A 12,326-nucleotide genomic window follows, 5' to 3' on the forward strand; every position below is an offset into this window, starting at 1 on the left:
CATCGCTGCCCCTTGCGGGGCAGGCCGGCAACTGGCCTGAGCTGCGACTGGAGTTTGTTCGACATGGATATCCGCACCCCACTGAACCAGTGCATCGCCCTGATCGTTGCTGGCGTGATGTTTCTCAACCCCATCGTCAGCACGGCTGCACAGCTGACCGTCGATGCGGCGGCCAATGCCAACACCAGCATCAACCAGGCCGGCAACGGGGTGCCGATCGTCAATATCGCCACCCCCAACGGCAGCGGCCTGTCGAGCAACACCTTCCGTGACTACAACGTCGGCAGCAACGGGCTGATCCTCAACAACGCCACCGGCAAGACCCAGTCGACTCAACTGGGCGGCATCATCGTCGGCAACCCCAATCTCAGGGGGCAGGCGGCCCAGGTCATCCTCAATCAGGTCACCGGCGGCAACCGCAGTACCCTGCAAGGCTACACCGAGGTGGCGGGCCAGGCGGCCCGGGTCATCGTCGCCAACCCCCACGGCATCACCTGCAACGGCTGCGGCTTCATCAACACGCCACGGGCGACCCTCACCACCGGCAAGCCGATCATGGACGGCGAGCGCCTGGACCGCTTCCAGGTCGATGGCGGCGACATCGCCATCGAGGGCGATGCGCTCAACGCCACCAACCTCGACCAGTTCGACCTGATCACCCGCAGTGCCAAGCTCAATACCGAGCTGCATGCCAAGCAGTTGAACATCGTCACCGGGCGCAACGACGTCCAGGCCGATACCCTGCAGGCCACCCCGCGTGCCGATGACGGCAGCGAAAAGCCTCTGCTGGCCATCGACAGCTCGGCGCTGGGCGGCATGTATGCCAACACCATCCGCCTGGTCGGCACCGAGCAGGGCGTGGGCGTCAAGCTGGCTGGCAACATGGCCGCTACCACCGGCGATATCCAGGTAGACGCCAACGGCAAGGTGACGCTTGCTCAGACCTCCAGCGCCGGCGACCTGAAGATTGCCGCGCAAAGCGCCGAGCTGACCGGCAAGACCTACACCGCCGGCAGCGCCACCGTGCGTGTGCGTGACGATGTGACTGTCGGCCAGAGCCTCGCCGCCAAGGGCAGCATCAGCGTGCAGGGCGCGCGGATCGACAACCAGGGCATCATCGAAGCCGGCGTGGAGCCAGACAACAGCCGCAACGCCCAGGGCGACGTGAGCCTCAAGGGCCAGACCCTGCACAACCGCGGTAGCGTGGTCGCCAACCGCAACCTCGAGATCGACAGCAGCGCCACGCTCGACAACCAGGGTGGCAGCCTCAAGGGCCGCACCACCACGCTGACCGCAGGCCTGCTGGACAACCGCAAAGGCCAGGTGCTGGCCGACGACACCCTGAAAGCCACGGGCGGTACGATCGACAACCGTGAGCAAGGCCTGCTGCAAGGCAAGGGCCAGGCCGTGGTGAATATCACCGGCAACCTCGACAACCGTGGCGGCCGTGTGGTCGGCCAGGGGGATCTGCAGGTCACCGCCGCCCAGGTGGACAACCGCGGCAACGGTCTGATCGGCAGCGACAAGCAGGCAAAGCTGACCACCCGCGCGCTGCTGGACAACCAGAACGGCGGCAAGCTCAAGGCCGATCGCCTCGACATCACCACCGCCGGGCTGCTCAACAGCGGCGGGCAGATGCTGGGCGGCGACGTGCTGATCGTCGCCAGCGCCGACATCGACAACCGCCTCGGCCTGATCTCGGCCAAGCGCCTGCTCGATCTCAAAGCCGTGGGCCTGGACAACAGCGGCAAGGGCAACCTGCTCAGCGACGGCACACTGGCCGTCAAAGTGGCCACCCTGAACAATCGCGACAACGGCATGCTGTCGAGCGTCGGCGACCTCGCCCTGCACGGCAAACGCCTCGACAACCGTGGCGGCCTGGTGCTTGCCGACCGCTCGCTGTCCGTCACCGGCGGGGACTTCGACAACCGCGACAAGGGCGTAGCCACCACCAAGGGCAAGGCCCACATCGAAGTTGCCAGCCTGGCCAACAGCGATGCCGGCCACCTGCAGAGCGATGGCCGCCTCGAACTGATCGCCGACAAGGTCGACAATCAACGCCTGGGTAACATCACGGCCAAAGGTGACCTCGAAGCCCACCTGGGCACCTTGAACCAGCAGGGCGGCAGGCTGACCAGCCTGGGCAGCTTGCTGCTCACCGCCAACACGATCGACAACCAGAACGGCGGCGGGATTGGCGCGACCAATCTGGTCGACATCCGCGCGGCGCGCGTGCTCAACCAGCAGGGTGAGATCTCCAGCGCAGGCAAGGTCGTGCTCGACGCCAGCGCACTGCTGGACAACCAGGCTGGCAAGGTCATTGGCGACCGTGGCCTGACCCTGACCGTCCAGCGCCTGCTGAACCAGAACAAGGGCCTGCTCAGCGGCTACGACAGCCTGAGCCTGAAAGGCACCGAACTGCTCAACAACGGCGGCCGGTTGAGCAGCCACAAGCATATCGAGCTGGCCCTGGACGGCCAGTTGGACAACAGCGACGCCGGCCTCATCGTCAGTGACGGCACCCTCACGCTGAACGCCGGCACGTTGCATAACCGCCAGGGCGGCAAGGTCTCGGCCATCGCTGCCATGGGCCTGACCAGCCAAGGGCTGCTGGATAACCAGGGCGGCATTCTGGTGACCGATGCCGGGCTGGTGCTTGACGCCGCCCGCCTGGACAACAGCCAGGGCGGCGCCATCAGTGCAGTTGGCCATGCCCAGTTGCGCAGCGGCGCCATCGACAACAGCGCCAAGGGCAACATCGGTGTCGGCAGCCTGCTGCTGGTCGTCACCCAGCTCGACAACAGCGCCCGTGGTCGCATCAGTGCCTCCGGCCAGATCGATGCGACGCTGACCGGCCTTGACCAGCATGACCACGGGCAACTGGTCAGCGGGACCGGCATCGACCTCGACCTGCAGCACGGCCAACTGGTGAACCGCGACGGTGGCTTGCTGCGCTCGCCAGGCAGCCTGCTGTTGCGCCAGATCGGCGCGGTGGACAACCGCAACGGCGCAGAGATTTCCAGCGACCACGGCTTCAGCCTGATTGCCGACCGCCTCGACAACCGTGGCGGACGCCTGATCAGCGCCCAGGACCTGACCCTGCGCATTGCCGGTGTTCTGGACAACAGCCTCAAGGGCGTGTTGTCGGCTAGCCACGATCTCGACGTCGAGGCTGCCAGCCTCGATAACTTCAGCGGCGGCACCCTGGCCAGCGGCAAGGCCCTCAAGGCCGTGATCGACGGCCAACTCGACAACCACGACCAGGGCATCCTCTCCGCCGCCGCAGCGCTGACCGTCACCAGTGCAGGCGTGCTCAACAGCGAGCGCGGCCTGCTGTCGGGCAACACCGGCCTGACCGTCACGACCGGACAACTGGATAACCACCAGGGCGGCCAGCTCATCAGCCAGGCGGCGATGACCGTCACCAGCGACGGCCTCGACAACCGTGGCGGCGCCTTGAGCAGCAAGCAGGCCATGACCCTGACCACGGGCGACGTGCGCAACGGCGCCGATGCCCTTCAGCGCGGCGGTCGCATCCACAGCGATGCCGAGTTGACGCTGGTGGCCGGGCAGGTCGATTCCAGCGAGGGCGGCGAGATCTCCGCCAAGGGCGATCTGCTGCTGCGGGTGAGTGCGTTGATCCAGCGCCAGGGGCGTCTGATCGGTGAACAGAAACTCGACCTCGACCTCAACGGCGGCGACCTGAGCAACCAGGGCGGCCTGATCAGTGCCAATGGCCCGCTGATCATCCAGCGCTTGGGCACGCTCGACAACAGCGCTGGCGAAGTCACCAGCCAGCAGTCCTTCAGCCTGCTCGCCAAGCGCATCGACAACCAGCAGGGCCGCATCCTCAGCGACGGCCGGCTGACCGTAGAGGCGGCACAGCTGGACAACAGCACCAAGGGCCTGATGTCCGGCGTTCAAGGCCTGCAGGTCAGCGGCAGCGACCTGAACAACAGCGGCGAAGGCACGTTGTCGAGCAAGGACGGCGATCTTACCGTGACCCTGACCGGCGCCCTCGACAACCGTGACCAGGGCGCTCTGGTCAGCAAGGGCCGCCAGCAGGTCACGGCGGCCAGCCTGGACAACCGCAAGGGCATCGTCTCCTCGGAGCAGGCGATCACCCTCAGTGTCGGCGATCGTTTGGACAACAGCGGCGGGCTCATTTCCGCCACAGGTGACCTGACGCTCGACCAGGACGGCACCGTCATCGACAACCAGGGCGGGCAGATCAATGGCCAGGCGATCAGCATCGCCGGCAAGCGTCTGGAAAACGCCAAGGGCCAGCTCGTCAGCCGTGCGGCGCTCGACCTGACCTTGGCCGATGCACTGCTCAATACCGACGATGCGCGCCTGGTCAGTGGCGCCGACCTGCTGCTCAAGGCCGTGCGTGTCGACAACCAAGGCGGCACGCTGATCAGCCATGGGTTGCTGCATGTCGATTCGGGCACGCTGGACAACAGCCACGGTGGCAATCTGGCCAGCCAGCAGAACCTGGTGTTGCGCCTGAGCGGCGATCTGCTCAACGGCAACGATGGCCTGCTGTTCAGTGAGCACGGCAAGCTCGATATCCACGCGGTTGCCCTGGACAACCAGGCCGGCGCGCTCAAGAGCCAGGGCGATATCGACGTGCGCCTGGACAAGCGCCTGGACAACCGCGGCGGTCGCCTGGAGAGCCAGGCAGGCAACCTCGAACTGCACGCGGCGAGCCTCGACAACAGTGGCAATGGCATGCTCAGCGCGGCCAAAGGCCTGTTCAAGGGCGTCTTCAGCGACCTGTTCGACAACGCTGGCGGTACCACCCAGGCGCAGTCCGTGGACATCGCAGCCGACGCCAAGGTGAACAACCAGGGCGGCTACCTTTCGGCGCTGAGCGGTGACGGCAAGATCGTCACCGCCGATCTCGACAACCGCGGCGGTGGCCTGTACGCCGCCGGATTGCTGAAGGTGCAGGGCCAGCAACTGTTCAACCAGAGCGGCAAGATCGGCGCCGGGCGCATCGACTTCGGCCTGAGCGGCGCGCTGTACAACAGCCTCGGCCAGTTGGAAAGCGAGAGCGAGCTGCAACTGCGCGCCAGCGAACTCGACAACCGCAGCGGCAACCTGCGCGCCCTTGGCAAGACCGGCACCAGTCGATTGATCGTCGCGGGCAACCTGCTCAACGACAACGGCGTGCTGGCCACCGCCAACCAGGACCTCGACCTGCAGATCGGTGGCCTGAGCAACAGCGGCGGGCAACTGCTGCACACCGGCCAGGGTAGCTTCGGCCTGGCTTCCGACAAGGTCACTCAGGCCGGCGGCGTGCTGCACACCGATGGCCTGCTGAGCATCGCCGCTGCCAGCTGGACCAACAGCAGCGTGCTGCAAGCCCGGCGCCTGGAGCTGGACATCGGTCGCTTCGTCCAGACCGCCAGCGGCAAGTTGCTGGCCGTCGAGAGCCTCAAGGGCCGGGGCGGCGACTGGACCAACCATGGCCTGCTGGCCAGCGATGGCAGCCTGCAACTGGATCTGACCGGCAACTATGACGGCAGTGGCCGCCTGAGCAGCCTTGGCGCACTGACGCTGGGCGCCAACGATATCCGCCTGTCCAGTACCGCCAGCCTGGCCGGTGGCGCCGACACCGCGGTGACCGCGCGCAACCTGCTGAGCAACGACGGTCGCCTGACCGCCCTGGGCGGCCTGACGGTGACGGCCGCCAGCCTCGAAAACCGCGGCACCCTGGGTGGCGCTGCGGCGGTGAAGCTGGCCGCCAACAGCCTGAGCAACCAGCGCGGCCTGGTGTTCAGCGGCAATGACATGACCTTGCGCGTCGGCAGCCTGAGCAACTACTACGGCGATATCTACAGCCTTGGTGCCCTTGATTTTGCCGGCAACGCCAGTGCCCGCGCGGTGTTGCTGGACAACATCTCCGGCAGCGTGGAAAGCGCCGGCAACATGACCCTGGCAGTGGACACGCTGCTCAACCGCAAGGAATTCCTGAGCTCGACCAAGAAACTGGTCGCCGGCAACGTCAACGTCTATTCCGACGACCGCTGCAAGGGCAAGGGCTGCGAGCTGTACTTCTCGGCAACGGAAAGCTGGGAAGACGTCATCGACCGCGATACCCCCACCGCCTTCATCACCACCGGCAGCAAGCTGACCTTCGCCGGTGACGCATTCCGCAACCACTACAGCAGTGTTTCGGCGGCGGGTGATATCGCCATCAACACGGCGGTGTTCGAGAACAAGGGCGCCGGTGGAGGCGAGCAGCGCAACCTCACCGCGAGCATGTATACCCGTGATCGCGGCCAGTACAACGCGTTCATCCAGGCCAAGAACCAGTTCAACCAGAACCCCGGCTCGCTGACCCTCGACCAGGTCATGGCCGCTGCGGGGTATCCGCAGTACAGCATCTATGACGTCATCGACAACAGGACGCCGATCGCTGGCGCCGTGGTTGCCCCGGCGGTCGTGCAGTCGGCTGGCGCGGTGACCATCAACGCCACCCAGCGCATCGACAACAGCGTGGTGCGCGTCAATCAGGCCGGCGCCGGTACCATCGGCGCCCGTGGCGATGCCACGGCTGCTCCGCGCCAGGCCCAGACCCAGGTGCGCGCGCTCAACCCGCAGTTGCCGCCCGACCTCGCCCAGCGCCAGGTCAACCCGGTCACGCTGCCCAGCTTCAGCCTGCCGCAAGGCAGCAACGGCCTGTTCCGCATCAGCACCCAGACCGGTCAGGCCGCGATCAGCGGCGATGCCCTGGGCGCCACCGCCGACCATACCCAAGCAGGCAGCGGCACCTTCATCTCACCGCTGGCCAGCACCACCAATGCCGACAACCGTGCGGCGCAGACGCTGTCCGCCCAAGGCTCGGCTGCGGCCCAAGGCGCCGTCAGCGGCGCCGGTGTGGCGCTGGATGGCCTGGCAGCGGGTGTTCGACTGGTCCAGGGCGTCCCTGAGCGCAGCGTGCCGAGCACCTCGCACAAATACCTGGTGGAGACCAACCCGGCCCTGACCGACCTCAAGCAGTTCCTGAGCTCCGACTACCTGCTTGGCCAGCTCAACGTCAATCCAGACCAGGCCATCAAGCGCCTGGGCGACGGTCTCTACGAACAACGCCTGATCCGCGAAGCTGTGGTGGCCCGGACCGGCCAGCGCTACATCGATGGCATGACCAGCGACGAGACGCTGTTCCGCTACCTGATGGACAACGCCATCGCCAGCAAGGACAAGCTGTCGCTGAGCGTGGGCGTGTCGCTCAGCGCCGAGCAGGTCGCCGCCCTGACCCACGACATCGTCTGGATGGAGCAGGTCGAGGTCAACGGCGAGAAGGTGCTGGCCCCAGTGCTGTACCTGGCCCACGCCAACGGTCGCGTCGCCCCCAACGGCGCGCTGATCCAGGGCCGTGACGTCAACCTGATCAGCGGCGGCGACCTGGTCAACGTCGGCACCCTGCGTGCCACCAACAACCTCGCCGCCAGCGCCACCAACATCAGCAACAGCGGGCTGATCGAAGCAGGCGGACGCCTGGACATGCTCGCCACCGACTCGATCCGCAACGCCCAGGGCGGGATCATCGCCGGTCGTGAAGTGAGCCTGACCGCGCTGACCGGCGATGTGATCAACGAGCGCAGCGTCACCCGCCTGGAAGGCCGGGCCGGTGGCGAGCATGTGACCAAGGACCTGGTCGACAGCGCAGCACGCATCGAGGCGGCGAACGACCTGACCATCACCGCCGGGCGCGATATCGGCAACGTGGGTGGGGTGCTCAAGGCGGGTGGCGATATCAGGCTGGATGCCGGTCGCGACCTGTCCATCGTCAGCCAGGAAGGCGTCGACAGCCACGAGTATCAACGCCGCCGTGTCAGCGGCCACGACACCAGCATCACCCAGTACGGCAGCGAGATCAGCGCAGGCGGCAACCTCACCGCCACGGCAGGCCAGGACCTGAGCATCGTCGCCAGCGAAGTCGAGGCACGCCGCGACCTGGCCCTGCAGGCCGGCCGCGACGTGACCCTGGCTGCTGCGGCGAACGAGGAGCACAGCTACGCCAAGGGCAAGAAGGGCAAGACCAAGTACGAGCGGCAGGAGGATGACGTCGAGCAGCAGTCTGCCGTGGTGAAGGCCGGTGGCGACCTGGCCATCGACGCCGGGCGTGACCTGCGCCTGGTGGCGAGCAAAGTCAGCGCCGGCGAGGAAGCCTACCTGGTGGCCGGCGACAAGCTGGAGCTGCTGGCGGCCAACGACAGCCAGTACTCGCTGTACGACATGAGCAAGAAAGGCGGCTGGGGCAGCAAGCAGACCCAGCGCGACGAAGTCACCGACGTCAAGGCGGTGGGCAGCGAAGTCAGCAGCGGTGGCGACCTGACGCTCAAGAGCGGTGGTGATCAGTTGTACCAGGGCGCGAAGCTCGCCTCGGGTAATGACCTGACCATCGATAGTGGCGGCGCGGTGACGTTCGAGGCGGTCAAGGACCTGCATCAGGAGAGTCACGAGAAGAGCAAGTCCAACGTTGGCTGGTTCAGCATGAAGGGCGAGGGCCGTACGGATGAAACGGTTCGCCAGAGCGAGCTGGTCGCCAAAGGCGACTTAGTGATCAATGCCGTTGGCAAGATTCATGTGGATGTGCGCCAGGTCAACCAGCAGACGGTGAGCGAGTCCATCGATGCCATGGTCAAGGCTGATCCCAAGCTGGCCTGGCTCAAGCAGGTCGAAGCACAAGGTGGCGTGGACTGGCGTCAGGTCAAGGAAATCCACGACTCGTTCAAGTACAGCAATTCGGGGCTGGGGCCGGCTGCTCAGCTCGCGATTGCGATCGTCATGGCGGCCGTCGTCGGCCCTGCCGCAGCGGCCTGGGCCAACGGCGGTGTCGCTGGAGCCGCCGTCGGGGCCGTTGCCACGGGCGCTGCGACCAATGCTTCGGTAAGCGTCATCAACAATCGAGGCGATCTGGGGGCTGTGGTCAAGGATGTGACCTCCTCCGATGCGATGAAAGGCTATGTCATCTCGGGTGTGGCTGCAGGTCTGACAGCGGCCTATTTCGATGGCTGGACGGGAACGAAAACCGACCCAGTCACGGGCAAAGTCCTTGGGCCCGAACTGTACACAGTCAAAGGCGTAGGTCAGTTCGCAGCCAACCAGACGTTGCAGAATGGCACCTCCCTGCTGCTGAGCAAGGCCCTTGGGCAGGGCGGCAGTGCCAGCGATGCGTTGAAAAGCGCGCTGTTCAATACGCTGGCGGCAGCCAGTTTCAATGCGGTGGGGGATTACACCAAGCAGTTCGGCATCGAGAACGGCAGCCTCCCCAAGATTGCCATCCATGCGATGGTGGGTGGCTTGCTGTCGAAGGCCACTGGCGGTGACTTCAAAACGGGTGCCTTGGCGGCCGGCGCGAATGAGGCGCTGGTGGTGCAGCTCAACAAGCTGGTTGGGGGAAATGAAAACCTGCTGACCATGAGCTCGCAGATCGTCGGGGTGCTGGCGGCGGCTAGTCAGGAGGATGCTGACGCCAGCTCGTTGAACAAAGCGGCATGGGTAGCCAAAAACGGCACGCAATACAACTTCCTCGGAGACCACTCGGCTAAGCAGCGAGACGAGGCAAGGGACAATTATCGCAAAGACGGCGGAATGGACGCCGCGCGTGATCTGGTCAACCTGGAAGGCGCGGATCAGCGTAGCGACAAGCTGTTGCAACTCTACAAGCGCGATCCCTCATTGCTTAGCCAGGATGACAAGGTCGAGCTCGCGGCATACCTGCAGGTTTATGCCTTCGAGAGACTGGATGCCGTCAGGAAACTGGATGCCCAAAATGGCTTGGGTATCAGCCATAGCTTGGCAACCGTCCAGGCAAGTGTCGCCAGTTTGCTCAGTGGTGAGCAGACCTTGGGCTATGGCTATCCCTATGCAGGTAGCAGCCAGGACAAGCTCGCGTGGGCAGATGCTCAGCGCAGCCAAATGGGACTGGTTGAAAACCTGGCCTGGACCCGGGACCGTAGCGTCGACGAGCAGACCTACCTTGATGCCAAGTCCAGCCTGCGCATTGGCGAGCAGCAGCAAGGTTTGGCCAACCTGGGTGATCCTGCGATCTACTTCCTGACCGGCTCTATCGGCAGCACGATCAGGGCTGTGGCGGCGACCAACGGGGCGCTGCAGTTTACCCAGGGTGCCAAGCAAGCGGTTGATGGTGATGGATGGAATGCCGCTGGTAATATGGTGGCCGGCCTGCTGGGGATGGCTACACTGGGGATTCCTGCCATCAAGGGTGGAGCGGGGCCTGTAGTCGTTGCTGACTCGAAATTGGCAGGTGGGGCGAAAGCGACTGGTGCAGCAGAAGTACCGGCTACGTCTGCAATCGCGCGTGTTGGTCTGCGAGACGATCTGGCCGCCCAGGCAGGTATTCCTCGAAATATTGCTGAATCGCCGTCTAGCATGTGGGGTAAATCGATTGATGATATCAAGCAGTCACTAACGCTTGATGGTGCGAGCGTTACGCCGAAAGCACCATTGGCTGGAACTTCAGGTAAAGCAAAGGTCTTTAGCGTTGAAGGACACCCTGCAATAAAAGAGGTAGAGTTCCATCCAGGTGGGGGAACTCACGGTGATAGTCCGTATTATAAAATTATTAGTACTGCAAAGATTGGCAATAAAAATATAGAGATACGGGTAATTGATCCTTCGCCTGATTTTAGTCCTGGCACCATTACGCGTTATCAACAATACTATGATACCCATGGAAATCGTCTGAAATATGAAGGCGGTGAATGGAAAGGGTGGGAGTGATCTATGAGCAATTTGTTCCCTGATTTGTACTCTGATCTTGTCCCGGGTACGTCAGCCGCTGGATTTTCTTTAGGTGAAACGTTTTCCGACGTTGGCAATAAAGTTGGTGCGGTTGAGTGGTACGGTCCGGAAGTGGCTGTTCGTGATATTCTCCTTAAGAATAACTCATGGGTGGGAGTTGAGAGGAAGATTGGTTTTGGTAATGAGCGGTTACTTTCATATAGATTTATGAATGAGATGGTGTCGCTGTACTTTGAGAGTAGCGGAAAGCTTTATAGGATTGCGGTAGGTGAGGGGTATTGTGGGAAATTTAATAATGTCAGTGTGGGGGATGACCTTCGGCGATTGGAAAAGGAATTTGATGTTTTGTTCAATGATGCGGATGATGACTTTCTTTTGGGGAAAAATGGAAGCATATTGACGGGGATTAGTTTTGTGACGGACCATAGGTCTTCTTTGGAAGACGCTCCAGAGCAATTTATTCATTTTATATCAATACATGACTGGACCCTTCGATAAAAAATAGCGGGCAAGCCAAGTTCTTGAAGTTATGGGGTGGGGGTTCCTCTGGAGGAGCAGTCAAACCAGCTTATTACAGCGATTTGTGTAATTCGGGATCAGCTCCAAGGCCGAGAACTGGGCCGAGATGACCGTGAACGCGAAGGCCGGTGAGGTCATCTACCTCAAGCAGGAAGTCGAAGTCGGCGTGGTCATGGGGCGCAACAGTCTCAAGGTGCTGAGCGACCTTGAAGGCCGCTACCTGGTCAAGGATGCGTCGCTGGGCACCCTCGCGAAGGAAAGCAAGTAAGCGCTTTCGATCCATGCGCTGATCCGCAAGTACACAAAGGCGACCCTTGGGTCGCCTTTGTTGTGTGCGCTGTCGGTGCTTGCTTACCCCTGTGCGGGCTGACCCGCAACGGGAGCGCCGTCTCAGATCTCGGAAACGAACGTCCCCGTTCCCTCGAGAATATTGCGCAGCGTCAGCGCCACTTCCTCCAGATCGCTTCCGGCCGACGTAAGCAGGATCTCCAGCGATTCATCACCCCTGAGTGCATCCCGATCCCCTGGTGAAACCTCGATCAGCAGGCGCTCGGCACTCAAGGTCACTTTCAGCCCGTCCAGCGTCGACGGTTCGTCGTCCAGCGTGAGATCGACGGTGTCTTCGTCCGGATAGCGGGTGAGCAGGAACATCTGGCCCTTGTCGCTGTGGCAGCACAGGGTCGCCATGTTGTCTTCCTCGTCATCGCAGGGGGTGGCGAAGAGCAGGGCGGTTTTCAGTTGCATGGGCAGCTCGGTTCAAGGAAATGAAATGCGATTGTGCCAGTCTGGGCCTTGCGCATAAACGCAATGTTACCGCCCTTTGACCGAATATGTCGCAGCGCTGCAAGCCGGGATGACCGCTCAGTCGTTAAGCTGCCCAGTTGATGGACAACCGTAAAGACACAGCCACCGGCAGTCGTCTTTGCAGCTGCCCATCCCTGGAACATGGACGCGAAGGAAGCGTCCTACGCCTTGGTTTTACCGTCTTCCTGCTACGGGTTGGCTATCGTTGATCCGTACATGGCGCA

3 protein-coding genes and 1 pseudogene are annotated in these 12,326 nt (G+C 63.1%); 3 read left to right on the top strand and 1 reads right to left on the bottom strand.

What is annotated here, in order from left to right; translation table 11 throughout:
• Positions 1 to 63 precede the first annotated feature (63 nt).
• From ACMGGG_RS06435 to ACMGGG_RS06445, 3 genes and pseudogenes are all read left to right on the top strand, one after another.
• Positions 64 to 10,758, top strand: a complete 10,695-nt coding sequence (locus ACMGGG_RS06435; RefSeq protein ID WP_414155071.1) for a DUF637 domain-containing protein — start codon at positions 64 to 66, stop codon at positions 10,756 to 10,758.
• 3 nt (positions 10,759 to 10,761) lie between these two features.
• The gene (locus ACMGGG_RS06440; RefSeq protein ID WP_155738201.1) at positions 10,762 to 11,277 is read left to right on the top strand and encodes a hypothetical protein; all 516 of its coding nucleotides are present in this window, start codon (positions 10,762 to 10,764) and stop codon (positions 11,275 to 11,277) included.
• Between the two features lie 97 nt (positions 11,278 to 11,374).
• Positions 11,375 to 11,566, top strand: a pseudogene (locus ACMGGG_RS06445) (hypothetical protein); the annotation flags it as partial.
• A 122-nt stretch (positions 11,567 to 11,688) separates the two neighbouring features.
• On the opposite strand, the gene ACMGGG_RS06450 reads toward ACMGGG_RS06445, so the two are convergent.
• Positions 11,689 to 12,042, bottom strand: a complete 354-nt coding sequence (locus ACMGGG_RS06450) for a hypothetical protein (RefSeq protein WP_063543983.1) — start codon at positions 12,040 to 12,042, stop codon at positions 11,689 to 11,691.
• Positions 12,043 to 12,326: the final 284 nt, after the last annotated feature.

Source organism: Pseudomonas sp. BNK-44-b (genome assembly GCF_047456245.1).
Taxonomy (GTDB): domain Bacteria; phylum Pseudomonadota; class Gammaproteobacteria; order Pseudomonadales; family Pseudomonadaceae; genus Aquipseudomonas; species Aquipseudomonas machongensis.